At 59.8% G+C, this 22985-nt stretch carries 36 protein-coding genes and 1 tRNA gene; 12 read left to right on the top strand and 25 right to left on the bottom strand.

Annotated elements, in window-relative coordinates:
• Positions 1–2: 2 nt before the first annotated feature.
• The 7 genes from ASD00_RS04000 to ASD00_RS04030 all read right to left on the bottom strand — a co-directional run bounded on the left by ASD00_RS04000 (position 3) and on the right by ASD00_RS04030 (position 6447).
• Entirely contained in the window at positions 3–323 is a 321-nt protein-coding gene (locus ASD00_RS04000) for a hypothetical protein (RefSeq protein WP_057204867.1), read from the bottom strand.
• A gap of 54 nt (positions 324–377) precedes the next feature.
• Positions 378–1367: a major capsid protein gene (locus ASD00_RS04005; protein WP_244495997.1), complete on the bottom strand. Its 990-nt coding sequence runs from the start codon at positions 1365–1367 to the stop codon at positions 378–380.
• 81 nt (positions 1368–1448) lie between these two features.
• Positions 1449–1910, bottom strand: coding sequence for a hypothetical protein (locus ASD00_RS04010; RefSeq protein ID WP_057204873.1), 462 nt, complete (start codon positions 1908–1910; stop codon positions 1449–1451).
• Positions 1911–1913: 3 nt separating this feature from the next.
• Positions 1914–3032: a hypothetical protein gene (locus tag ASD00_RS04015; RefSeq protein ID WP_057204875.1), complete on the bottom strand. Its 1119-nt coding sequence runs from the start codon at positions 3030–3032 to the stop codon at positions 1914–1916.
• 6 nt (positions 3033–3038) lie between these two features.
• Complete coding sequence (locus tag ASD00_RS04020) at positions 3039–4421, bottom strand: phage portal protein (protein WP_057204878.1); 1383 nt, start codon at positions 4419–4421, stop codon at positions 3039–3041.
• Positions 4418–5869 carry a PBSX family phage terminase large subunit gene (locus ASD00_RS04025; protein WP_244495998.1) on the bottom strand — a complete coding sequence of 484 codons (1452 nt, stop codon included), beginning with the start codon at positions 5867–5869 and terminating at the stop codon, positions 4418–4420. The genes ASD00_RS04020 and ASD00_RS04025 overlap by 4 nt, the downstream gene beginning before the upstream one ends.
• Positions 5836–6447, bottom strand: coding sequence for a terminase small subunit (locus tag ASD00_RS04030; RefSeq protein WP_057204881.1), 612 nt, complete (start codon positions 6445–6447; stop codon positions 5836–5838). Before ASD00_RS04030 ends, ASD00_RS04025 begins: the two co-directional genes overlap by 34 nt.
• A gap of 21 nt (positions 6448–6468) precedes the next feature.
• Between ASD00_RS04030 and ASD00_RS39705 the strand changes: the two genes are divergently transcribed.
• On the top strand, positions 6469–6642 hold the full coding sequence (locus tag ASD00_RS39705; protein WP_156585452.1) for a hypothetical protein: 174 nt from the start codon (positions 6469–6471) through the stop codon (positions 6640–6642).
• Between the two features lie 146 nt (positions 6643–6788).
• Positions 6789–7559, top strand: a complete 771-nt coding sequence (locus tag ASD00_RS04035) for a hypothetical protein (protein ID WP_057204885.1) — start codon at positions 6789–6791, stop codon at positions 7557–7559.
• A 165-nt stretch (positions 7560–7724) separates the two neighbouring features.
• Here the strand turns inward: ASD00_RS04035 and ASD00_RS04040 are convergent.
• The 8 genes from ASD00_RS04040 to ASD00_RS04075 all read right to left on the bottom strand — a co-directional run bounded on the left by ASD00_RS04040 (position 7725) and on the right by ASD00_RS04075 (position 13308).
• A tRNA-Met gene (locus ASD00_RS04040) sits at positions 7725–7802 on the bottom strand.
• Between the two features lie 497 nt (positions 7803–8299).
• Positions 8300–8890 (bottom strand): transcription termination/antitermination NusG family protein, encoded by a 591-nt coding sequence (locus ASD00_RS04045; protein ID WP_057204888.1) that lies wholly within the window; start codon positions 8888–8890, stop codon positions 8300–8302.
• Positions 8887–9309: a helix-turn-helix domain-containing protein gene (locus ASD00_RS04050; protein WP_057204890.1), complete on the bottom strand. Its 423-nt coding sequence runs from the start codon at positions 9307–9309 to the stop codon at positions 8887–8889. Before ASD00_RS04050 ends, ASD00_RS04045 begins: the two co-directional genes overlap by 4 nt.
• The gene (locus ASD00_RS04055; protein WP_057204893.1) at positions 9299–10198 is read right to left on the bottom strand and encodes a DUF1376 domain-containing protein; all 900 of its coding nucleotides are present in this window, start codon (positions 10196–10198) and stop codon (positions 9299–9301) included. The genes ASD00_RS04050 and ASD00_RS04055 overlap by 11 nt, the downstream gene beginning before the upstream one ends.
• Positions 10195–11628, bottom strand: coding sequence for a DnaB-like helicase C-terminal domain-containing protein (locus ASD00_RS04060; protein ID WP_057204896.1), 1434 nt, complete (start codon positions 11626–11628; stop codon positions 10195–10197). The genes ASD00_RS04055 and ASD00_RS04060 overlap by 4 nt, the downstream gene beginning before the upstream one ends.
• On the bottom strand, positions 11625–11789 hold the full coding sequence (locus ASD00_RS04065) for a hypothetical protein (protein WP_244495999.1): 165 nt from the start codon (positions 11787–11789) through the stop codon (positions 11625–11627). The genes ASD00_RS04060 and ASD00_RS04065 overlap by 4 nt, the downstream gene beginning before the upstream one ends.
• A 26-nt stretch (positions 11790–11815) precedes the next feature.
• Positions 11816–12115 (bottom strand): hypothetical protein, encoded by a 300-nt coding sequence (locus tag ASD00_RS04070; RefSeq protein WP_244496000.1) that lies wholly within the window; start codon positions 12113–12115, stop codon positions 11816–11818.
• Positions 12112–13308 carry a site-specific DNA-methyltransferase gene (locus ASD00_RS04075; protein ID WP_057204903.1) on the bottom strand — a complete coding sequence of 399 codons (1197 nt, stop codon included), beginning with the start codon at positions 13306–13308 and terminating at the stop codon, positions 12112–12114. The genes ASD00_RS04070 and ASD00_RS04075 overlap by 4 nt, the downstream gene beginning before the upstream one ends.
• Positions 13309–13376: 68 nt before the next feature.
• Here ASD00_RS04075 and ASD00_RS40855 point away from each other — a divergent pair, with 68 nt between their 5' ends.
• On the top strand, positions 13377–13547 hold the full coding sequence (locus tag ASD00_RS40855; RefSeq protein ID WP_164474982.1) for a hypothetical protein: 171 nt from the start codon (positions 13377–13379) through the stop codon (positions 13545–13547).
• Positions 13548–13582: 35 nt separating this feature from the next.
• Here ASD00_RS40855 and ASD00_RS04085 read toward each other — a convergent pair whose 3' ends face one another.
• The 5 genes from ASD00_RS04085 to ASD00_RS04105 are packed head-to-tail and all read right to left on the bottom strand — an operon-like array spanning position 13583 to position 15565.
• Positions 13583–13768 carry a hypothetical protein gene (locus tag ASD00_RS04085; RefSeq protein WP_057204906.1) on the bottom strand — a complete coding sequence of 62 codons (186 nt, stop codon included), beginning with the start codon at positions 13766–13768 and terminating at the stop codon, positions 13583–13585.
• Entirely contained in the window at positions 13765–14430 is a 666-nt protein-coding gene (locus ASD00_RS04090) for an HNH endonuclease (RefSeq protein WP_057204910.1), read from the bottom strand. The genes ASD00_RS04085 and ASD00_RS04090 overlap by 4 nt, the downstream gene beginning before the upstream one ends.
• On the bottom strand, positions 14427–14705 hold the full coding sequence (locus ASD00_RS04095) for a hypothetical protein (protein WP_057204913.1): 279 nt from the start codon (positions 14703–14705) through the stop codon (positions 14427–14429). The genes ASD00_RS04090 and ASD00_RS04095 overlap by 4 nt, the downstream gene beginning before the upstream one ends.
• Positions 14702–15085: a hypothetical protein gene (locus ASD00_RS04100; protein ID WP_057204916.1), complete on the bottom strand. Its 384-nt coding sequence runs from the start codon at positions 15083–15085 to the stop codon at positions 14702–14704. Before ASD00_RS04100 ends, ASD00_RS04095 begins: the two co-directional genes overlap by 4 nt.
• Positions 15086–15136: 51 nt before the next feature.
• Positions 15137–15565, bottom strand: coding sequence for a hypothetical protein (locus tag ASD00_RS04105; protein WP_244496001.1), 429 nt, complete (start codon positions 15563–15565; stop codon positions 15137–15139).
• 23 nt (positions 15566–15588) lie between these two features.
• Between ASD00_RS04105 and ASD00_RS04110 the strand changes: the two genes are divergently transcribed.
• Entirely contained in the window at positions 15589–15840 is a 252-nt protein-coding gene (locus ASD00_RS04110; RefSeq protein WP_057204918.1) for a hypothetical protein, read from the top strand.
• Positions 15841–15863: 23 nt separating this feature from the next.
• Here ASD00_RS04110 and ASD00_RS04115 read toward each other — a convergent pair whose 3' ends face one another.
• From ASD00_RS04115 to ASD00_RS04130, 4 genes are read right to left on the bottom strand one after another with little or no spacing between them, the layout of a single operon-like run.
• Complete coding sequence (locus tag ASD00_RS04115; RefSeq protein ID WP_057204921.1) at positions 15864–16073, bottom strand: hypothetical protein; 210 nt, start codon at positions 16071–16073, stop codon at positions 15864–15866.
• Positions 16070–16399, bottom strand: coding sequence for a hypothetical protein (locus tag ASD00_RS04120; RefSeq protein ID WP_057204924.1), 330 nt, complete (start codon positions 16397–16399; stop codon positions 16070–16072). Before ASD00_RS04120 ends, ASD00_RS04115 begins: the two co-directional genes overlap by 4 nt.
• Complete coding sequence (locus ASD00_RS04125; protein ID WP_057204927.1) at positions 16396–17286, bottom strand: DUF2312 domain-containing protein; 891 nt, start codon at positions 17284–17286, stop codon at positions 16396–16398. The genes ASD00_RS04120 and ASD00_RS04125 overlap by 4 nt, the downstream gene beginning before the upstream one ends.
• Positions 17283–17486 (bottom strand): Cro/CI family transcriptional regulator, encoded by a 204-nt coding sequence (locus ASD00_RS04130; protein WP_057204932.1) that lies wholly within the window; start codon positions 17484–17486, stop codon positions 17283–17285. Before ASD00_RS04130 ends, ASD00_RS04125 begins: the two co-directional genes overlap by 4 nt.
• A gap of 83 nt (positions 17487–17569) precedes the next feature.
• Between ASD00_RS04130 and ASD00_RS04135 the strand changes: the two genes are divergently transcribed.
• On the top strand, positions 17570–18304 hold the full coding sequence (locus ASD00_RS04135; RefSeq protein WP_063963220.1) for a helix-turn-helix domain-containing protein: 735 nt from the start codon (positions 17570–17572) through the stop codon (positions 18302–18304).
• Here ASD00_RS04135 and ASD00_RS04140 read toward each other — a convergent pair.
• Positions 18289–18558, bottom strand: coding sequence for a hypothetical protein (locus ASD00_RS04140; RefSeq protein ID WP_057204935.1), 270 nt, complete (start codon positions 18556–18558; stop codon positions 18289–18291). The genes ASD00_RS04135 and ASD00_RS04140 overlap by 16 nt on opposite strands.
• A 324-nt stretch (positions 18559–18882) precedes the next feature.
• Here ASD00_RS04140 and ASD00_RS04145 point away from each other — a divergent pair, with 324 nt between their 5' ends.
• From ASD00_RS04145 to ASD00_RS04175, 7 genes are all read left to right on the top strand, one after another.
• The gene (locus ASD00_RS04145; protein WP_156585454.1) at positions 18883–19161 is read left to right on the top strand and encodes a hypothetical protein; all 279 of its coding nucleotides are present in this window, start codon (positions 18883–18885) and stop codon (positions 19159–19161) included.
• A 17-nt stretch (positions 19162–19178) separates the two neighbouring features.
• A complete protein-coding gene (locus ASD00_RS04150; RefSeq protein WP_057204941.1) occupies positions 19179–19922 on the top strand; it encodes an N-6 DNA methylase in 744 nt (247 codons plus the stop codon).
• A gap of 62 nt (positions 19923–19984) precedes the next feature.
• Complete coding sequence (locus ASD00_RS04155; protein WP_057204944.1) at positions 19985–20236, top strand: hypothetical protein; 252 nt, start codon at positions 19985–19987, stop codon at positions 20234–20236.
• Entirely contained in the window at positions 20236–20472 is a 237-nt protein-coding gene (locus ASD00_RS04160) for a hypothetical protein (protein ID WP_057204947.1), read from the top strand. Before ASD00_RS04155 ends, ASD00_RS04160 begins: the two co-directional genes overlap by 1 nt.
• A 1-nt stretch (position 20473) precedes the next feature.
• Positions 20474–21496: a hypothetical protein gene (locus ASD00_RS39710; RefSeq protein ID WP_057204950.1), complete on the top strand. Its 1023-nt coding sequence runs from the start codon at positions 20474–20476 to the stop codon at positions 21494–21496.
• A gap of 41 nt (positions 21497–21537) precedes the next feature.
• Entirely contained in the window at positions 21538–22329 is a 792-nt protein-coding gene (locus ASD00_RS04170) for an ERF family protein (protein ID WP_244496002.1), read from the top strand.
• The gene (locus tag ASD00_RS04175; protein ID WP_057204955.1) at positions 22322–22984 is read left to right on the top strand and encodes a lambda exonuclease family protein; all 663 of its coding nucleotides are present in this window, start codon (positions 22322–22324) and stop codon (positions 22982–22984) included. Before ASD00_RS04170 ends, ASD00_RS04175 begins: the two co-directional genes overlap by 8 nt.
• The last annotated feature ends 1 nt before the right edge of the window (position 22985 follow it).

Consider the following 22985-nt stretch of genomic DNA (forward strand, 5'->3'; position numbering starts at 1 on the left):
CCTTACGGCTGGGTTGCCAGGTCTTCGAGGGCGGCAACGATGTCCGCCTTGTTGGCCGGCGTCTTCTCGCCGAGCAGCTTAGTCGCTGCTGCCTTGAACGCCATGAACTGGCTGCCGTCGGTTGCCATCTTCAGGACATCGGCCGCCGTCTTGGGTTCGCCGCCACCATCGCCGGTGACTGCTTCCTTGTTCTTGCCACCGCCGGAAATGACCTCATACCGGCCAGCCCAACCCTTCGGCTCTTCCTTGACGTCAAGCTCGGTACCGACGGCAATCTCGCCGTCCTTGCCGAAGATGCCGCCGCGTGTGATGCGGATTTTCATCGGATGTTCTCCAATTGAGGGGGGAAGCCCTGCGCAATGGCGGGGCTATGAGGTTCAGTCGATGTCGGTCGAGTAGAACACGCCGGACTTGCCGTTGATGTCCGCCCGGATCTCGATGCCCATCGCCCCCATGATGAGGAACTGATAGTTGTCGGTCGGGTTAGTGCGGGTGATCGCGGTCGTGTTCACGGCCATGCCGACAAGCGGGCGGATGAAATCAGCCGACGGCACAAAGCCAAAGAACTGGTTGCCCGAGAGCTCGAAAGACACCTCGATCTTGTTGATGCGACGGTTCTTGGCCACGAACTCCAGGATGGTGCCCGGCTTGAAGCCGGCGGCGGCGGAGTAAGCCTTGTCCCACGCGCGGGCGATCTCAGGCGAGATGTAGAGGTTCACCTTGCCCGTGATCAGGTTCGCATCCAGCATGGCGCCGAACGGACCCGAGAAGAACGCATCGATCTGGTCGGCCGTGGCCGTGGTGAGATCGATGTTGGCGCCGCCGACAGCCGAACCAAGGTTGATGACCTTGGAATACGGAGAAGTGCGGATGCCGTAGGCCGTGTAGCCTTCGAAGACGATCGAGGAATCGCCGTCGAGGGCATAGAGGGCCATGTCGCGACGGATCTTCGCGGTATGGGCTTCCTGGTCGTCCAACAGTGCGTCGAAGTTCTCCGACTGCAGCGTATTCCATTCCCGCCACTCGCGACCGTAGGCCGTGGAGAAGATCGGGACCGGAGTGCCGCGGTAGTCGTAGGTGACCTTATCCATGGTCACCGGGACCTGGCCGGACATGGACCGGACCACTCGACCGGCGTCCGAAGACACGCGGTTCAGGTGGACGAGCTTGCCGATATTCACCGCCTTTGCCAGCGGCATCAGGTCGGCCATCCAGACCTGACCTTCGTCCGCACGCATAATGCGACGGGTAATACCGTCGAGATCCAGCCACGCATCACGCGGGAGGATCGAAGCCGCGTTGCCCATGAACTCGGCGGTGAGGTTCGCCAGCACTTCTTCCGAACGGTGGAAGTGCTCACGAGCCATCGACACCTCATTCCACCACACCGAGTGCGGTCGGGAATTTGTGACGAGCTGTTCGTCAAAATAGCGCATCTGGATTCCCCCTTACGATGCAGCAGACAGGTAGCTCTGGCTTCCGGCGGGCCGGATGCGGATGAGCTGTTCACTGCCAGAGTTGTTGTTGTAGACCTCGTCGGAATAGGCCACGACGAGATCCGAGAGAGCCGCGATGGCGAGCGTCCCGGTGGCGCCGGGGGTCAGCGGAGTGCCGACAGCCGTGATGTTGACGCCGTTGGCAATACGGGCGGCATAGAGGTGGTCGCCTTCCATCTCGATACCGATAGCGGTGCTGTCCTGGGCCCAGTCCGTATCGACGCCCTTCATGGCGAGGTAATTGTCCTGGATAAGCCAGACCTTGCCGACGGTGGTCGCGGCGGCGAGCGCGAACTTGCCGGCGGTGATGACTGCGATGCGACCGGGCTTCAAAGCAGCGGCGGCAAGCAGTTCCTTGACCTGCGGCTTGGTCTTTTCGACCGGGCCGAGGAAGATCTTGTTATAGCGGGCCATGGGTTAGTCTCCCTTCGGCAGCTTGAAGGCCGGCTTTTCGCTGGTGTTGCCCTTGAATGCAGGGTTCAGCGGGGCCGCCTTGCCCGGCTCGGCCGTCTTGGCGAGAGCGCGCAGCGTGTTGAGCGGAGTTGCCTTGGCCGTTTCCTCATCGAGGACGTTGGCCTTGACGATCTTGGTGACCAGGTCGGCGTGTTCGGCGTCTTCCTTGGCCTTCTGGTTGGCGACCATCTCGGCCTGCTGATCCAGAACCGGCTTGAGGGCCGTCGTGACAGCGTTGGCGATCGTTTCACCGATCTTTCCCATGCCTTCCGAGAGGGTCTTGACCTCATCGGAAAGCGACTTGAACTGCTCATCAGAGACAGGCATGTCGTCTTCCTTTCGATTGGTTGAGGGTGACCGCTCCGAAATGCCAAGGCCTTCCAGGATGACGGCTTTCAGTTTGTCCAGGAGGCCCGCCCGCTGGCGCTTCTCCAAGGCTCGGGCGAGGGAATCCATCGCCCAATCGATGTCACGCTCGGCCTCATCGATGGCTGAGTTGATGACCTCGATTTCTTCTTGCTCGCCTTTCGCGTTGACCAGCATGCCGACGCCCTGGTCAGGCGTGGCCGCGCCAACCTCACCGAGGAGGATGGCGTCATGGTCGAACTCGATATTGCGAGCGATGTGTTTGTGATCTGAGGCGTTGGCAACAGCCTCTAGATTGGCAAGCAGGCCGGTCGAGGTGTGGACCGGCTCGCCCTTCTCGATGGCGGCCAGAACATCCTTCCCGCCCTGGGATCGATTGGCGACCTCGACGTCGATGACCTTGTCGAGGAAGACGCGACCGTTCTCACGGCGGACGTTCTCATTCCATGCGCCGATGTAGCCGACGTTGATCCCCTCGGGGTCGCGCGCAGAGACGAACTTGCCGTTGATCATCGGGTGACCGAGCGGCGCCGGAGTCCGGTTAAGACCGGCAAAGCTCTTCCCGATCTCGTCGGCCGGGTAGCGAATGCCGTTCATGATGATGTCGTCGGGCAGCGTGGCGCTGGGGACGATGACGACATCACGGCCGTTGCGCTTTTCCTTGCGCACAGCCTTTGTATTCGCCAGTGACCTGACGTTCACACGCACCTGGGGCATGGGTGATTATTCCTTCTTGGTCGGGGGCTTCGTGCCCACGGCGGCGGCCGTTTCGTCGTCTTCGACGTCGTCGCGGTACTTGTCGGCGTCCTTCAGCGGCTCGTATCCGGCCGCACCACGGATTTCCTCAGGGGTGAAGCCCCATTCACCACTGTCCTTGAGCTTCGTGTTCACGTCGGCCATCTTGTTGGCTCGATCGATCTTCTCGACGATCGACGCCTCGGTCAGGTCGGTCCAATCGAGGTGCCAGTCCTTCTCAGGCAGGATACCGACCCGCTCTAACCGATTGACCAGCGACATGATGTTCGGGACCGTCTGGTTCGCCCGGCGCGACATGTTCGTCTGGGCCCACTCGCTAGCGTCTTCCTGGCTGGCCCGCTCGCCCGTCTGCATGCCGACAAGGATCTTCACCGGCATGTTCATGGATGCCCCGAAATCCTGCAGGGCGATGGCATAGAAGTGTTCGGGCGACGGCAGAGTGACGTTGAGTTGCTTGGCCTGCATGCCCATGATCATCAGGAGCTGGTCGAAGCCGGCGTTATATTCGGCTACCTGCTCATTCATCTTGTCGGCGAGGTCTTCGACCGCGACACCCATGGCACGGGCCATCATGTCGATCTTGGCGTCTTTATCGACCTCAAGTACCGGCGCTGACTTGGCGTTCTTCCAGAAGCCCTCACCGCCGGCGCCGCGCACCTTCTCCATGTCGACGAGAGAATTGTAGCCGGGCTCAAGCGCTGAGGAGCCGTGGACTGTGCCATCCTTCGACCAGATGATCACTCGATCGGGGTGGATAACGAGGTTGCGAGGCTGCTTGATCGTCGTATCGACAGCCGATTCGTTGAACTGAAACATTTTCGGCTGGCCGTAAGTCTCGGAAGTTTCATCCGTGTCCCACTGCGAAACCTGTAGCTGCCCTTCCCATGCCGGGATGATCTCGACGAGGCCATCGAGGCCGCCGCCGACGTGATCGACCGGCTGATCGAACCGCTTGCTGTCTGCGAAACGCAGGATGATGCCAGCATAGGCGCCAACCATCGACATGCGGTCCGCTTCAGCAAGCCGGGCCCAGAGGCGAAGATCGTCGAAGCGCTGGCGGATTTCCCTTTCCAGCGTCGTTTCGTCGTCCTCACCGCCCTGCGAGCCGTCGCGCTCCTCTTCCAGCAGGAATGGATTGTCCTGCCACGTCTTGCCGATCGTCTTGTTGACGCCGGCCGCGGCGACACCATTGCGGCAATACATCCGGTAGACCTGCATGAAGGACAGGTTTTCCGGATAGCCGAAGTCCTTGTAGTGGTCGTGTTTCGTGTTCCCGTTGGCGAAGAAGGACGGGAACATGCTGCTTAGGCGCCGCTGGGCGTAATTCGCCAGGCTGACTACTTTGCTCATCGGTGCCTCTTGGTCAGGAACATGGCGACGGCAGGGCCAGCCGTGATGTTGACGTTGTCCGCTGCGATCACCGCGTCAGCGAGGTTGTGCGATTTGACGCCCAAGTCCTTCTTGAGCTTCAGCTTCGGGACGACGCGCTTCTTGCCTTCGCTCTCGACCCACCAAGGGACGCAAAGCTCAGTGAAGAGCGCGTCCAGCTTCTTGGCGCCCATGGCCGAGGAGAAGGATAGGACGTCCTCTGGCTTGATCGGGTGCCCTCTGGTCACGGCGTTGAAGGTGAGCATCGCCTTGCGGGCAGTGTTGGCCCAGGCCTGCGCCTTCAGGTTCAGGTACTCGTCCTTGTTGAGCGGGCTGTTGTCATTCAGCGCGTCGCTCGGCTTGTCTGGGTCCATGACAGCGCCGCCGGCGTGGAAAGCGTAGTGCTCGACTTCTGAGCCGTCCGTTTGGTTCTGCTCGTCGATGTAGCCGCCGACGAAGGCGCCGACGCCGATCGTGTCATAGGAGACGGTGGCGCCGGCATGCTTGGCCTTGGCCCACACCTTCTTGGCATTCTGGACGAGCTCATCCTTCCCAGATGCCCAATCCTCAGCGTCAACGAAAACGCCATCGATCTTGTCAGCGGTCGCGCTGTTGTCCTCGCCGTCGTCGGCTGGGTCGAAGCCGATGATGTTGCGGCCGGTCAAGCTGACCTTCAGGACCTTCTGAGCGTCAACGCAGGCGTCAAGCCAGCGGCGCTTGAAGATCGAGAGCTCGCTGTCGCCGAGCGGTACGCCGCGATAGACGTGCTCGAATAACTCCGGATCGCGTTCCTGCATCGCCGCGATATCGCGCAGCGCCTTGGACGACAGGAAGGGGTTCGAGGTGTAGTTGATCTGCTTGACGACGCAGTGCGGTGGCGTGTTGACGACGAAGTTCTTCCAGACGTAGTCGGTGACCAGCTTCGGATTGAACAGCAGGATCGCCAGGCTGTCTTCCTTGCGGATTGTCGGCCCGATGACCGTCCATTGCTCCTCGGTCAGCTTCTCGGCTTCTTCCACCCAGAGGGTGTCGACATCGGAGGTGCCCTTGATGTCCTCAAGGTTGCGCTCGATGCCGTAGAAGATGAACTCCGCGCCCGTCCTACGATGAATGATCGTCGTCTTCTGGACATCGAAGGCCTTACTGAGCCCGAGATGAGCGATCGCCCATTTCAGTTCGGTATAAACCGAATCCTGGATGCGATTCTGGAAGCGGCGGATGCAAAGCACCCGCATCTTCACTCCAACATGGTCGACCAGGCGCACGAGCTGGCACGCCGTGTCTCTTGTCTTCGAGCTTGAGCGTCCACCGTGGAGAACCGCGATGTCTGCCTGTCCAAGGAAGACTTCTTCCCAAAAGCTGTGAAGCGCAGGGTTGGTGAGATGGGTGGTGGCGTCTAGCTCTTTTCGCTGCGCAGCACTTCCCGCCATGTTCTTGTCTCGGTCTGTATCGGGGCGCCGTCAGGTCCGGAGTGCTCATGCCGCTCAACGAACATGCCGAGGTGCTTCCCGATATCCACGAGCGCGCCCTTCTTGTCGTGGAACTTGACCTTGATTCCGCCGGTCGAATTCTGGCTGATCTCTGAGATTGCCGCGGCTGTGTCGTCGTCGATCTCGTCGCTGGAAATCAGCTGGACGTTGTTCGTGACGACGTTCTTGATCACGAGGACATCACCGCCATCCGGGTTGTCCTCCTCAGTCACCAGCGTGCCTTGCCATTTGATTGCCTTGCGGATGTCGGCGAACCCAATCTTGGCTAGCTCTGCCAGGACGCGTTCTTTCGTGATGGCGAGCTTGTCTATGGCCTTCTCGGTGGCCTTTCGCTCTACCGTCTGCTCCCACTCCAAAAGCTCGGCGACGCGTTGTCTGATGTTGTCTTTCTGCTGTAGTCGAGAAGCATTGCCCCGGTCAGGCTTGAAGCCGGCCTCCTCATATGCGTCATCTGCTGTCTTGCCTTTGACCAGCGCCTGGGCAAACTTCTCATGCCGGGGATTTTTCAGTACTGGCATGGGTAAACCTTGGGAGGAACAATGACAGGATTTCCAGACAAGCCGCCGACATCATTCGGCATCGAAGAGACTGGTGACAAATTCCCTGCCGTCGTTGGGCACAACGGCAATTTCGACCGGAAGGTCTTCAACACGAAGTCTGAGGCAATGGCCTATCTTCAGCGCAGAGAGAAGGAAATTTCGCTCGGCCGCTGAGGTCTCCAGTCGGGCTCCTCTACTCCGACAGAACCTGTGAATTCCGGGTGTAACTGCGATAGCGCTTGCGACTCAAGGTCGATCATCGTTTCGTCGGCTGGCGCGCTCCGCGAATTGGGAATGCCCGAGTCACCGAAGGACACGACATGATTAGCGAACCAAAGAAGAACTCAGTTCGCGAGCCGTTCAGGCTCAAACTTTCCCCAAATGTCCGGCTACGCATGACAATGCAGCGAGAGATGCAACTCGATACCGACGCGGCAGTCTTCACGGATTCTCTTTACGAGAAGTACCTTTCAATGCACCGATCGGCGATTTTGCGCCAAGACGGAAACCTCAAGGCCGTCGTCCTTGCCGACATTGGCTTAGCAATGCTTCTTTTTGGAAAGAACGTAACGATTCCCGGCACGTCCCTCGGCTTGCATGACATTCCAGCTGGGATTCAGGTTCTAACCGCCCTCTCCTCGTTTGCATTTTTGATGTTGTCCCTAACTTTCCTGAACTCACAGCTTTACCAGGCAGTTATAGAGCAGTTCAGCATTCGAACGGCCGCACCAAGACAAATTGATCCGGACTTTCTGACCGCCGCAGACACCTTCACGGAGTTATACATCAAAGCGTTTCGGGGAAAGATGAATATCTTTGGCATAGATTTCTACGAAGCGGGCCGAGGCTTCAGAGCGTACTACGGAGGATTAATAATAATACTAGTAGCCGCATTCATAAGCATTTTGCTGCTACATCTAGCAGTCATCGGTTACGGAGTTTGGCTCAGCCTTAATTGGAGTTGGCTGTCTGCCTTATTTGTTTCTTCTGTGTTTCTGACCAATTTAGCGGCCGTTGGAGTTAATCTCGCGACCGAGTTTTCGTTTACAATCACCGAAGAACAACTCGAACTACCTCTAGATCAGCGTTAATCACCAGATGACACAATCTCTAGCCTCTCCTGAGGGCACAAATTGATACATCGAAGACCGGGCGGTTAAGCCCGGCTCTCCATTTCAGGCAAGCGGGATCAGGTTCGCGACGAAAACCCCGCTGACCGGCTGACAAACCGGCGCGGGGCTCTCCGGCGCTGAAGTTGGTTGCGGAGACAGGATTCGAACCTGCGACCTCGTGGTTATGAGCCACGCGAGCTACCGGGCTGCTCTACTCCGACAAAAACCCTGAATTTCTACTGAAAGTTAAATCGCTAATACACGCCCAACGAGGTGAGAACGCGCCGTGTACGAAAGAGGATTGCTAACCCATTAGTATTAGGGAACATATGAGAGGTAATCCGCCCGTAGTCGCGTAGCGGTTGAGAACCTTGAGAAATAGCTCCAGCACTCACCAGAACGATCCGAGAACGGGTTATGCACGAAACGGGGCGTAGAAACCCATCAGATTTTTAGGCCATCGAGCCCGAACCACACTAAAACGCCAGAACGAGCGGCGAACATCCACAGGACATACAGCGCATGTCTAACCTGGATCAGCTCTTGGTGAGTAGGAACAAATTGAGGCGCGAAAAAGGGCGGCTTTGGCCGCCTTGAATTTCGGCAATATGCGGCTATGGCGGGAGGCGGTGAGTTCCTCCCTAAGGCCCGGCGAGTTTTCCCTCTAATCGAGGTCCGCAATCAGAACAGCCTGCAAATCACCAAAGATTGCAGTGATTCTAAGCGACTTTGTCGATCAGTTCAAGCGGCAGATCGACGTGTACAAGGCCACCAAGGTATTCGACCACAGCTTTGACGGTATTGCGTCCGGTGACATCGAGCACGGACGCGAGCATGCCCCCGACGAGGCGATGTTCGGGAGCGACCCTAACGACTGTCGACCGTGGGAATTCCTCCTGCAATTGCTTGCGGCTCCGCTTCTTTCGCGCGTCGCGCTCTCGCTGGAGGGCGGAACCCGCCATGGCCTCGGCGTCTCGCAGGCCCTCGACCTCGAAATCTGAGATGCGCAGCGGATAGCCCGCGACGCCCAGAATCGCCGTCACCCCGTCAACGCGGGAGAGCCGATAAAAATCTCGCGTCGGCAGATAGACGAACGAATAGCCGGTGATCATGGCGAAGCGGCGCTCGATCAGTTCCTTGGTCCGGTGGTGTTTGATGTCCTTCCGGAAGGACGGCATGAAGATTTCGAGGTCGGCGTCTCTGACATTGCGCTCGATGATGAATTCGCCCTTGCGGTCCTCGCTCTCGCCAACGCGCGGCGTTGCTGGGCGTTGTGTTCCAGGACGGGTTTTGATTGCGTACCAGCTCATTGGGCCTTCTCCATTTCGATCTTGCGGCAGGAAGTCAGAACGGTGGTGTGGTCGCGGCTGAAGATCCGCGCGATAGCCGGCAGCGACATCTTCCGCTGATGGCGAAGCTCCCACATGAGTAAATGGCGGTGTTCCGTGATCGATCGTACCCGCGACGGGCCGACCATCACCGCGAAAGGAATTCGAAGCTCGAGGCAACGCAGCTTCACGTGTTCCGTCGGCGACAATCGCGGCCGCTGCTGCAGACGGTACGCTCGATAGGCCCAGACGTGATCATCGGCCGGTGCGCGAAGCTTCGGCTTCGGAACGTAGACCTTCGGCGGCTTTGGCGTCCCGAGCAGCTTACGACGACGGAAGAGGACGGCGGCGCGATAGATCGGATCGCTGATTGCGGGCTCTTGCGGGAGTTCAAGCAGCATTTGCAGCCCTCCTACCGTCGGACATGTCAGCCCAGCCGTTGCCGTCAGATGGTTCGAGCAGGTGTGCAGGCACCCGGCAGCCGGGCTGACCTGGAGCGGGGCCAAGTTCCGAAGCGGACCAGAGGCGTTGCTTTCGAGCGAATCGGAGACGACGGGACCAGTCCTCGTCGGCCGTGGATAGCTGCGGCGGAGGGGTGAGGCCCTTGCCGGCGGCGACACGGCGCTCGTAGGCTTCTCGGATTGCTGGGATGAAGTACGACCAGGAGCCGGCAGGACGAGACATGCGCGCGACCCTCGCCCGGATTACCGGCAGGATATCGGTTTCGAGATCAACGCCGGCGGTGATCAGCTCGACGATCGGGCCGACGACGAAAGCGCCGTGAGGCTGGATGCCGTTGTCGCCGGCAGCATCGATCAACTTGCTTTGAAGATCATCGAAATCATGCTGCGCAGGAGCTACGCTGCTAAGCGTAGCTCTTGTATCTGTGTCTGTGTCTGTGTGGTTGAACGTCCGTTGAACGTCCGTTGGCTTCGGCGGTTGAATTTGTTGCTTTTTTTGTGCGCTAGCTTTTCCGGCTCGTGAGTTGATTTTCAACTTGCTCGCGCGCCGTGAAATTTCGGCCTCGGCGCGGCGGTTGGAGAGCATGCCGTCGACCAGGTTGAACTTGCCCAAATCGACCAGTCTCACGATGATCTTGGAGAAGGCATTTTCGCGCATTCCGCAGTAGGTCGCGAGGCGTACCGGGTGAAACTCGATCGCCCCGCTCTCTTCGTAGATGCGGCACAGGATCATGGTGTAGACGCCGACCTCCTGTGCTGAGAGTCCGCGGACGCCGTTCATGAAGTCCGCCGGGTAGAAATCGAAATAGGGGATATGCGGTCTGCTCATGTCCGCGCTCCGTTTCTGACTGCTGAGTAGGCCATGTCGGCAAACAGATGCACGGTTCCAAGCGACCCGTTGCGCTGCTTCGCGACGATGAATTCGAGCTTGTTGCGGCTGGCTTCGAGGCGGTCTTCACGCGCCGCCTGCTCTTCGTAGGACCCGCCCTGCTCACGCTCGAGGTAGTAGGCCTCGCGGAACAGGAAGGCGATCATGTCGGCGTCCTGTTCGATCGCACCGGAATCGCGAAGGTCGGAGAGCATCGGGCGCTTCTCCTCGCGGCTCTCAAGCGCACGGTTCAGCTGCGACAGCAGCACGACGGCGATGTCGAGCTCTCTGGCGAGCGATTTCAAGCCGGACGTGATTTCGGCGATCTCGTTCACACGGTTGCCGCTGTAGCGCGACGATGGCCGGATAAGACCGAGATGGTCGATGAAGAGCACTGCCATCGGATTGCCGTTCTTGCGGCTGTCCTCAAGCATGCGCTCGGCTCGTATACGGATGTCGGTGACGGTCTGGCCGGACTGGTCGTCGATGATCAACGGCAACTGATTGAACCGCTCCTGCGCGGCGACAATGGTGTCCAACTGCTCATCGGTGACGTCGCCGCGGATAATGTCGCTGTAGGGCACGGAATTGCCCCGGTCATAGAGAACATCGGAGATCGCGCGGGCGGCGACCTTCTCAGCGTCCATTTCGAGTGAGACGAGACCACAGCAGACGCCAGCCTTGGCAGCGTCGATCGCCACCGAGAGCGCAATCGTCGTTTTCCCCATCGATGGCCTGGCGCCGATCAAGGTGAGGTCACGGCGCTGAATGCCGCCGGTCATTCGGTTGAGATCGACAAGCCCCCACGTGACGCCCGTGATCCCGGTACCGTTCTGCTTTGCCTCGGCGGCCGATGTGACAGCCCGCATTGCTGCGTTGGCGATCGAGACACGCGTCTTACGAGTCGGGCCCGAGCGAACCTCGGCCATGATGTCGTCGATCGTCTTTGCCGCCTCATGCGCCAGGAACCGGACATCGGCCATCGGATCATTTGCGGCGGCATAAATGCGCCCTGCTTCATTGGCGAGCGCGAGCCGCGCCCACTGCTCAACGATCTTGCGGGCATTCTCAGGTGAGGCCGCCGCGCCGGCCGTCGCCGTGGCAGTCAGCCGGGCGAGATAGGCGCTGACCTTCTTGTCGGTCGCCTTCTCGAAAACAGCAACTTTGTCTTCTGGTAGGAGCTTCCGGACGAGCGCCGGATTGCACAGGTTGTAGTGCTCATAGGCTGCCTTGATAGCCCGGTAGATCTCTTGGTGAAACTTCTCGACGAAATGATAGTCCTGGAGCGCAGCAAGAGTTTCCTGGCTCTCACCCCCGTACATCAGCGACCCGAGCACGTTTTGCTCGATATCGGCGACATAACCTTTGGTATCGAAAACAAGAGCGTTCATGCGGACGCCCTTTCGAAGCCGACGAACTCTCGCTGGTCCTCTGTCATGAAGAGCCCAAGCCATCTTGCATGCGCGCGGCCTGCAGCGATCCCGTCCTCGATCTTCCCTGTGCTGTCTGCCAGCTTTTTTGCCGACAGATAGGCATTCCATGCCTTAGACACGTGATCCTCCAAGACGACGACGTTTCTCATCGGTGGTCACCTCTTGCGATGGCTTGGGAGAAGGAAACAGCGTCATCGACGCTGTGCAGCGTGAACACCGGGGAGCCGCGCCAGTCCTCGGCAAAGGACTGCTGGTTAGCGTTCAGCCCCTTGCCGTATCCCTTGGCGCCGGTCTTCACCTCGACGAGGTAATTCCGACCGCGGAATCCGCACAGCAGATCAACCGGCCTTTCGAGGCGGTAGACGCTGAAACCGACGCGTTCGAGGACGGCGACAATCGCCGGCTCGGATGCATCGCGCTTGGCGTTGTGACGCGGCATGCTCATGCTGCGCCTCCGAACAACGGCCCGGCGTCGTCTTCCACGAGCCCGCGTCGCTTGATGATTTCCCGGCGCTTTTCATCCGGGCCGGCGAGGCAAAGACGCATGCGCTCGGCGATGTCCTGCTGATACTCTGGCTCGCGCTCGATCAGGACGGCGTTGAAGCCTTCCCGCCATGCAGCCTCGCCTGTAGTGCCAGTGCCTGCGAAAGGGTCGAGCACGACACCGCCGGGAGGCGTGACCAGTCGGCAGAGGTAGCGCATCAGGTCGATAGGCTTGACTGTCGGGTGTTTGGATCCGATGCGATCGTCGGCGTCAGCTTTGGACGAATAGAAGAAGCGGGCCGCAGATCCCGTATCGCCGCGCGGTTCGAACTGATCTCTAGCGCCGTAGTCGCCGAAGACGTTTACCGATGTCTTGGCGCCATTTTCTGGCCCAACAGCCATTTGCTGCCCTGGCGCCTCCGGGAAGGCCGACACGACTTCGTCGCTACCATCGTGGATGAGGTTGGCGGGCCAGCGGCCTTTCTCGCTCGGTTCTGCCGGTACCGACGCTTGATGTAGTCGATAGCCGCCGTTGCCCTCGGTCTGGTTTCCCCATGGTGCAGGATCTCCATCAACCCTGCAGCCGTCGATGTTGACCGCGCCGGTACCGTGAAGCATCACGTTTGCCGTCCCGGTCTTCTCGCCGAAAGGCTTCTGGCCCATGTAGATCGGCTCGATCGCGGGCTTGAGCGCCTGCCCGCCGTAGCGCCAGCCGTCGTAGCCTTCGGCCTTGAGGCGCGTTGCTTTCGGGAAACCAGAGCCGAACACCCAAGCGATCATCGGATGGGTGATGAAGCCTGCATCCTCGATCGCCACACACATGCGCCAGAAGCCGCGCGTTGATGCGAACGCGAGAATGTATCCACCCGGCTTAAGAACGCGCTGCACGGCCTGCCATGTCGCAACCTGAAAGGCGATATCGCCGCCGTCCCACGACTGGCCCATGAACCCGGCAGCATGGCGGCCGTAGGCGTGTTTCCCGACCGTTGCTTCCGTGCGTGGTGGCATGTCGCCTCCGAAGCGCTTCACGATGCTTGTCAGATGGTAGGGAGGATCGCAGACGACACTGTCGACGCTGTTCTCTGGCATGGCGGCAAGGATCTCGATGCAATCCCCAGCGTGAAGCGTGACGCGTCCGTCGAGAAAGTCGATCATGCCTCGTCTCCCTCGTCGCGGAACAAACACGGCACGGCATCATTTGGCCCCGTAAAGAGGAGTCCATCATGAGCAAGAAACCTACTGAACAGATCCCGAAGCTCCCGGATCCTGAATTCCCGCCAGATATGCCGCGAGACGTGCCCAAGCCACCGGACAGAGAGCCCGACGTCCTTCCGGACGAGATTCCCGATCCGAGCCCGGATGAGAACCACAAGCCACCGAAGCTCAAGACGTGACGCCAGCGAAGCAAGCGCAAGGACAGGGAGCTGACTCATGCAGCCGCCCCGCGCTTTTCGAGGGCAGCCAGTGACCGATTGCACCGGTCACGAAGACGGGTGATCACCGCGAGCTTGTGCAGCTTCACGCCGTTGTCCGACTTATTCATGCTGGACTTGAGGCGGAAGATCTGGGCTTCGAGTTCGGCTATCTCTTCGCGGAGGAGGTCGATGTCGGTCATTCCGCCTCCTGACGATTACGGCGGAGCTCGGACGCTTTGTGATCGACGCGAGCGAGCGTCATCAGCACAGGCTTGAGCTCATGGGGAGCCGTGTCGTAAGCCATGACGCGGGTTGCGCGACCACCGTTCAATCGTGGCAAGACACCGCGCGGAATCATCAGCCAATTCACCGGATCGGTATTCAGCCTGTTGCCATCAACGCACTTCAGGCACATGCCTTCTGGCAGTGGACCATTGATCCGTTCCCAAAGATGAAGATGCTTCAGGACATAGCGGCGCTCGTAGCCGGTGTGCGGGTTCTCCTGGGCGACGCTGATCTCAACGTAGCCGTCCTTACTGACGCGCTCGTGGCCCAGAAATTTGGTGTTATGCGGCAGGCCGCCGGCCTTGAACTGCGTTCGGCGCGCGTTCGGGTGGCGACCACCTTTGCCGGGAGGACACGGCTTGCCCTTGTTGACGGGCACCTGCCCCTTTTCGAAGCAACCAGTGCGGCCCGTCCTCCAACCCTTGCGCTTGCGCAGCGAATGGAGGTTCACCGCGGACACGTCATTGCGCTGAAAAGCCGAGGAGAACTCTCGGTGATAATCGCCGATCGGCAGAGTGCGGTTGGCTTCAAGCCATTCCATCTCAGCGACGCTGTAGCGGATCCACTTGCCCTTCATTTCTCGGTCCCATCCGTGATGGCTTTGCCGTCGAGAGTTTCGGGCTGGCGGAAGATGGTCGGGAGCATCGGCTTGAAACGGTCGCCGTGGTTGGCAACCAAGGTCGCTGCCTTGAGAGACAGGTCGGAGTTGCGGATAAGCTGCTCGCTGACGGCTACGATTGCGTCGGTCCGCTTCACCTCTGTTTCGATCTGCTCGGCGGTCAGGCTTTCGTCGCTCAAACGCTCGAGCTGAGAAAACAGGTGGTTGTTCAAGTCGATGAGCCGGTTCTTCATGACAGCGCCTTTGGGTTCTCTTTGAGGGTTACGATCCATGCGAGGACGAGCGCGGCTTCTTTGCCTGGCTTGTCTTTGAGCCTCTCCTCGATTTCGGAAGCGGCGTAGAACAGGGCGTCGTCGCGTGTTTGGGCGAACCTTCCCCACTTGGGACCGACCCGATAACAACTGCCGAAGTTGTCGCAGTGAAAGCTGGCCGACCACATCCACAGCCCGTCCGCGTGCTGGTGCAGCTCGATCGTGGCGCGGTCCCATGCCAGACGCGGGTGCCTGAGCCGGTAAATGGCGTCCGGTTCACCTTGGATTACCCCTCCATGGGGGGTGACTGGCTTTCGGATCGCCGGACTACGTAGCGTGTCGAACAGGCTAAGCTGCTGCATCACTCGGCCTCATCCTTGAGCTCCGGCGCCAGATACTCGGCCCAATCCAGCCTACGGCCGGCGATCCGCTGCCACCTGCGTGCGAGCCGCAGCCGCACCGACGCGGGCAAGCTTCGCATCCAGCGCAACCAGACGGGCGCGCAGTTCTCTTTGTTCACGCTTGCTCTCCTCGATTTCGGCCAGACGCAGCGCGTCCATTTCCTCGGCGTCGATCCGCCGTGCGGTTCCTTCCCAGATCGAGCGCGCGCGCCGCTGGGTGAATTCTTTCTGGACGAAGCGATTGACGTACTTGCAGACTTCGAAAAATACGTTGTCGAGCTTGCCGTATCGCTCCAGGGGGAAGGCCCCCTTCATCAAGTCTCGTGCCTCTAAAACATCCGCACTCATGTCGTTGCCCTTGTTGACAATTCTCGCCTTGGGGCGAGACCCCAAGGGCTTGTCGTGAGTTCCCAACACCTTGTCGTTCTCCTGTGCGATCACTGGTCTCGTTCAAGGAGACGTTGATGCGCACAGGCATTACTTCCGAAGGAGAGGACGGCGCCGCGCCAACGGCTGCCAGTCCCTCCCAAGTCATTCCCTTCCGTAGAGCCGCCGCCGCATACGAAGGCTCTACTGCCGGTGACGATCCCTCGTCGTCACCGGCCATTCCCTTGGGTTCCGCTGTTCAGGCCGTGGTTTTGAAGCTGGCGAACAAGCGGATCCGGTTGAGAGTTGAGAGCCCCAGCCGGGAGGAGGAAGACTGGGGCTCTCTTTGATCGCGAGGGAGGAGGAGCCGCGATCAATCCAGGACGGGGCGAAGGCCGGAGCGAAGATCGCAAAGGATGATCTCGGCCAGTTCGTCGTCAGTAATTTTCAGGAATTTGTTTTCAGCGAGAGCATCACGGCGTTGCGAGATGAGGCGTCCGATCTCCTCGCACACCTCGCGCCAGAGAAAGACGCCGAGGATCGCGAGGCCACTGAAGCCGGCGAGCATAAACCACGCGGTCATGACAGCACCTCATCGAACATTGGCCGCTCAGAAGGTGCGTCACCGAAGATGGAAAAGGCCGATGAAATTTCGCAGTCCGGTTTGCCGAGGCGACGAGCTGCGCCGATACCGGCGATGCTCCCTGCCCGACGCAGCTGGACCGTGGTGTTTTTCCCGGTGAACTTCCGACCGTTGCGCCGTCCGTACTCATGAATGGCACTCACGGTGGCGCCGACATTCATTGCGATGTGCTTGGCGCTTATGTCGCAATCGATCCCGCCGTCGATCTGGGCGAGTTTTTGTTCCTTGGAGGCGCCGGCCCACCATGACGACTTCATCCCAATCATGCGAATTCCCTTTCGTTCGCCCGCAGGCACGTTCCGCAGTGAGTTCGGCCATAGCCGCCGCAGTTCTCTGGACGCTGGCAGTTGGGGCGCAGCGGAGAAGGTGGCTTGGTGAGGAAGGAAGGTGCAGGGGCCACAGCCGCAGCCGATGGCTCAACGCCGCCCTGCCGACGCCCGTCAGTCGGTCCGGCCTCGGAGGAGCGCTGACGGTCTGTCTCCGCTTCGGCCCTACTCACCGGATCAACGGTTGCGGTGCCCTTGGCCTCCGCGCCCTCCTCGGCTTTCGTCAGGAATTTCGTTGCCTCTTCAGGCGAATTCGGTTGCCCATTCACGTCCGGGCCAGACGGTTCGAGGTCGGGAACGCTCCCTTGAGCCATGTCGACGCTATCTGGTTTGGCGCCTCCTTCGTTCGTTGCGATCTCGGTATGCTTGGTGATGATGTCGAGGCCACCGTCGGAACGGCGTTCCTGGGCGTCTTCCCGCTCAATCATGATGTCGACGGCGGCAATCAGTGCCTTGCGGCCGGTCTCGGTCTGGACGCCGGCAGCGATCGTCTGCACGAGCTTGGCATCAACAGAACCGTCGAGGATTTCGCCCGTGTTCGGGTCGTACTGTTCCTCATGCGTATGCGTAGCAACCGCCGTGCCAGATGCGCGGTGATAAGCCTGCAGGTAGGTGTCGAAGTTCATTTCCTGTTCGGAAACGGCATCTTCGCCAGACTTCGCAATCTTGCGCAGATGGGCAACGAGCTTGCCCATGATGGTCTTGTCGTAGCCTTCAGATTTTGCCTCGGCGTAAACCTCGCGGATATCGTCGCCGAGCGTGTCTTGCTCTTCCTTCAAGCGGAGAACTCGGTCGATGTAAGCCTTGAGTTGCTTGTCGGCGCTCATCGGACCGCCTCCGGCTGCCCGCCGAAAACGTCCGGTCGCTGCTCATGCCGGGAGATGCCAGTGATGCGCTCGATGTCGAGCACACGTTCCGCAGGGACACGGTTCCAGGAGTACAAGGCCGTGTGCTTGATGCCGAGTTCACGTGCGAGCGAAACTACGCCCCCCGCCTTCTCTGCTGCTCTTTCGACGATCTCAATCATGTAAGTGAAGGTAAGCTACACTTACTCTTTATGTCAAGCGCTATGTAGGTGCTTTTTACGTAGGGGATAATTACAAACAGCGAATGGACACCATCGGCGAGAGAATCCGCGCTAGGCGCAAAGCGTTGAACATCACCCAGCAAGGCCTGGCTGAGGCATTCGGCATAAGCCGGGTGTCCGTGACGCTATGGGAGAACAACTCCACCTCGCCAGACCGCGACAAGATCTCTCGCCTTGCGGAAATCCTTGAGGCCGATCCGGAATGGCTTTTGACTGGGCAGGGAACCCCGCCCGCAGAGCCGCCAGAGATGTACCGGATGAGAATGGTTCGGGAGAGGGTTAGACCTTCAACGCCGAAGCCAAAGCCGAACGCAAGCTTTCCGCCACGCTGGCAGCCATTCCCGAGTGATGTCCGCATACCACTGCGCGGCCACATCGCAGCCGGTGCCAACGGCCGGTTCATTCTGAATGGGCAGGATATCGCCCATGTCTTCTGCCCGCCCGGCCTTGAAGGCGTCGAAGGGGCTTATGCGGTGCAGATCGAAGGAACATCGGGTGAGCCGCGCTTCTACCACGGCGAAACCGCGTGGGTGAACCCGCACACGAAGGTGCGCCAGGGCGACGATGTAATCGTGCAGATCCTTGGCGATGACGACGATGACGAGGTTTCAAGCTATCTCAAGCGCTTTGTCTCGCGCTCGGGGGATGTCCTTCGCCTCTACCAGTACAATCCTGGCAAAGGCGAAAGCCACGAGCTGGAGTTCCCAGCCGACAAGGTATTCAGCGTTCACAAGGTCGTATTTCACGCCATGCTTTGAAGCAGCTCGGCGCCCCGCCATGAAGGCCTGATGGTCAAGTTGCGGAACGCTGTCGGCATCTTTGGGCACTCGCTGCAGCGGATCTTCCTGCAGAGCTGCATGTAATTATGCACGCCCAGATCGGCGGCCTTCTGAAGGTTCGTCAGGTGAAGCACACGCGAGTGCCCACAATCATCACAAGCCACATAAACGCTTTCGAGCTCGACGACCAAACGAAGGGCGTCGGGATGATCTACGGGAGCACTACGCGACATTCTTCTCTCCTTTGTTCCTATTTTGTTCTCACAAAAACAGCAGGAATGCAGCCCAGAGTCGAGTCGCTTTTCTGAAATAATTTGCTTGCCACAAGAGCTAGCGGCCGAGCGCGGCCCCTGCCCATAGATATCTGCACGCCCCTCCCTGCCCCGTCAGGAACCGAGCTGCGCGTCAGAATTTCCGCTGCTTACTCCTTACCTTACGAGAAAAAGTAGGGCTTACCTACATTCGATATTGACGAGTAAGGTAAGTTGCGCTTACATTCCTTACATCAGCAAAGACGCTGACGAGAGGACGAAGCGATGATCAGCAAATCGGCAGTGATGAAGGAAGCCTGGGTTCAGTACCGGCTTGCGCTCGCCGAGAACGCAAAGCGCTTCACCCCCTACGAGAATTGCACCTTTGGCGAATGCCTGCGTCTGACGTGGCAGGCAATGAAGCGCGCGGCGAAGCGTTCGGCTCCGGTTGTTCCGGCTGCGAACGTGGAGCGCGTGACCCGCCTTCGTCAAGAAATCGAGAACCTGAATTACCGGCCGTTCCGCATGCCGATCGCGGCAGAGCGCGCAGCTTTGGAAGCAGAGATCAACAGGCTGTCGGCCTGATCACCGAGGGATTTAACATGCCGCAAATCAGCGAAGACGTATTGAAAGTATTGGACGCAGCGACCCTTGAAGGCGCGAAGGTCTTTTTGACCGGCGCACTGGACCGCAAGCTCTACACCGAGACAAACAAGGTTCTCGAAGCGGCTGGCGGCAAATGGAACCGCAGCGCGAAGGCGCACGTGTTTGACGGCGACGCTGCAGACGCCTTGGAACCCATCATCCTGACCGGCGAGTACAGCCGCACGAAGCAGGATTTCGGGCAATTTGACACCCCGATGGACCTCGCAACGAACGTTGCCATCATCGCCCGCATCGAAGCAGGGATGCAGGTTCTTGAACCAAACATCGGGGTCGGCAACATTGCCTTTGCAGCCGAGCGCCAAGGCGCCGTCATCACCGGGTTTGAAATCGATGTCGCACGCGCAGCGAAAGCTCACGCGGTCCTGCCAAAGGCTACCATCAAGGTAACTGACTTCCTGAGAGAAGCCGCTGAACCGCGCTTCGACCGCGTCGTTATGAACCCTCCCTTCGCCAAGCAGGACGACATTCGGCACGCGCTCCACGCACTGCGGTTCCTTAAGCCCGGTGGCCGGCTGGTCGCGATCATGTCTGCCGGCGTGATGTTCCGCGAAAACAAGCTGAGTTCGGAATTCCGCGACCTCGTCGAGCAAAGCAGCGGCTCAATCGAGCGTTTGCCTGAGGGGGCATTCAAGGCCTCCGGCACCTCGGTCAACACCTGCATCGTCACCATCAACGCCTGATCCCCTTCGGCGTCGGCCTTCGGGCCGAGTTCGAAAGTGATCTTCCACCGAGGAAACGAACAATGCTCACCTCCTCCAACATGCGCACGATCATCGCCGCCATCGGCTGCGTCGAGCGTGAAGAAATCGAAGTTGCCGGCGAGATGTCGGACAAGCGCTGGCGGGACTTCCAGACTGACCCGCACCGCACGTTCATGAAGCTGAACGACGAGCAGCAGGCCGCTGTCACCGAGATCGTGAACCGCCGGATTGCAATGGGGCACAACTCTGCTGCTCGCCGCGACTTCGCAAGTGTCGAAGGGGCGCGGCTCTAATGGAACGCGCGGTCTCCTACGCCTGCGACCCGGCCGCCCGATACTGCGAATGCGGCCAGTGCCAGCTTCCGCCGGCACGCAACATCGATCTGGACGCGCTCGCCGGGTTCAACCGCGCGTACTACGCCACCGCATATTTCCTTCTCCTCCTGTGCGCCCTCCTCGCCTTCATGGCGATTGGGTTTGTGAACACGGAGGAAGTCCACCGCGAAATCGTCAAAGCCAGGAGCGTCTGACATGGATGTCACGTCCACTTCCACCGACCTGATCATCGCTCTGCCGGTGAAGGCAGATGTCGCCACCTTCACCGATGAGAAGGCATTCGAGGACCTTTACGAGAAGATCGTCAAAAAGGTCGGTGAACATGTCCCCGACGTCTCGACGAAGGTTGGCCGCGATGCCATCGCCTCTCTCGCCTACAAGGTCGCCCGGACCAAGACGACCTTGGACAAGCAGGGCAAGGATCTTACCGAGGAGTGGCGCAAGAACACGTCCAAGGTCAACGCCACGCGCAACACGATCAGTGAACGCCTTGAGGCCCTGCAGAAGACAGTCCGCCAGCCGCTGACCGACTGGGAAGTCGCGGAAGATGCACGGATCGATAAGCATCAAGCCGCACTGGATACGCTGCTGTCGCATGTGACGCTCACGGTTCGCCCCTCGGAAGAACTGCGCACCATGCTCGCCAGTGTTGACGCCACTATCGTCGACGATAGCTGGGACGAGTTCCGCGATCGGGCCGATCTGGCGAAGGCGGACGCCCTCGCCGCGCTAACCAGGCTTATCGCCATCGCTGAGAAGCAGGAAGCCGACGCCCGCGAACTGGCAGAGCTGCGCGCCGAACGTGAAGCCCGCGAGGCAGCCGAACAGGCCAAGCAGGACGAGGAAGCACGCGCCGAGGAGGAGCGCCAAGCCGAGCAACGCCAGAAGGAACAGGCGGAACGGATTGAGCGCGAAGCCCGCGAGCAGGCAGAGCGCGACGCTCAGGCCCGCATCGATGCCGCCGAAAAGGAAGCACGCGAAGCCAATGAACGCGCCGAGCGGGCAGCAGCAGACGAGCGCCAGCGGATCGCCGACGAGCAGGCCGCCCAGGTTGCCGAACAGCAGCGCCGCGAAGCGGACATCGAGCACCGCCGCACGGTCAACAACACCGTCGTCAACGCCCTCGTCGCCTGCGCCGAGATCAGCCCAGACCAGGCCAGGAAGATCGTTGCCCACATGGTCAGCGGTCTGATCCCCAACGTCACCTTCCACTACTGAGGAGCACGCCAGTGAACGCTGTAGCGAAGCATGAAATCGCAATGCAGGACGAAACAAGGCTCGTCCCTGCCAATGACGCGCCCATGAACTCAATGTTCGAGCGCGTCCTCCTCGATCCAAATCTCCCCATGGACCGGGTGGAGAAGTTGCTTGAGATGAAATACCGCGACGAGGACCGTCAGCGTGAACAGTTGCGCGAAGACCGCGAGAATGAGGCAAAGACCGCCTACTTCTCCGCAATGTCGGCCTGCCAGAAAGAGCTTCCGGTCGTCACGAAGAACAAGCGCAACAGCCACACCAACTCGAACTATGCCGACTTGGCCGCGATCGAAGATCAGGCCATGCCGATCATTTACGCCCACGGCTTTGGCGTTTCATTCCAGCCCGACGGCTACAACGACTTGGGCGAATTGCTGATCAAGTGGGAAATCTCTCACAGCGGCGGATACGTCCGCAATGGCGTCGGCGCTATCCCGGTTGACGGCGCTGGCGCCAAGGGTGGCGTGAACAAGACCGGCACGCAGGCCTTCGGCAGCACTGCCACCTATGGCCGCCGCTATCTCCTCTGCATGCTCTTCAACATCAGCACCGGCGACGACAACGACGGGAACCGCCCCAAGGGACCGGCCGGCCCAGTGAGCGAGGTGCAGGCCACACAGCTGCGCCAGAAGGTCGACGACGCGGGCGCCGACATCGAGCGCTTCTGCAAGCGCTGGCACATCGGAGCCATCCCGGAAATGCCGGCGGCCAAGTTCGACGAGGCCATCGCCTCACTCGACCGCTTTGCCCAGCAGAAAAAACAGCGCCAGACCGAGGAGCAGAACAATGGATGATATGGTTCAGGGTACTGCCGAATGGCACGCAATGCGCCTTGGCAAGGTGACCGCCTCGCGCGTTGCCGACGTCATCGCCAAGACGAAATCAGGCCCGTCAGCCTCCCGCGCGAAATACGCGGGCGAGCTGATCGCCGAACGGCTCACGGGCTCGCCGGCCGAACGCTTCAGCAATGCCGCTATGGCCTGGGGAACCGAGCAGGAGCCGGAAGCTCGAAAGACCTACGAGTTTTATCGCGACACAGATGTCGTTCAGGTCGCTTTCGTTTCTCACCCAGTGATCGGCGATAGCGGCGCATCTCCTGACGGCCTCGTCGACGTTGACGGGCTTCTGGAAATCAAATGCCCGGAAACCCACACCCACATCGAAACCCTTCTCAACAAGGAAGTGCCGTCGAAATACGTCACGCAAATGATGTGGCAGATGGCCTGCACAGGCCGGAAGTGGTGCGATTTCGTTTCCTACGATCCGCGCTTGCCGGAATCGATGCGGTTTTTCTGCAGGCGTGTCCATCGCGACGACGCGCTGATCGCCGAGCTTGAGAGAGACGTTGTCGCGTTCCTCAATGAAGTCCGCGGCAAGGTGATCGAGCTTCGCCGGCTCTATGAGGAGCCGAAAGCCGACGCGCCTGCAGAACTGCTTATGGCGGGTTAGT

The sequence above is a fragment of the Ensifer sp. Root31 genome, from assembly GCF_001424825.1.
Taxonomy (GTDB): Bacteria; Pseudomonadota; Alphaproteobacteria; order Rhizobiales; family Rhizobiaceae; genus Ensifer; species Ensifer canadensis.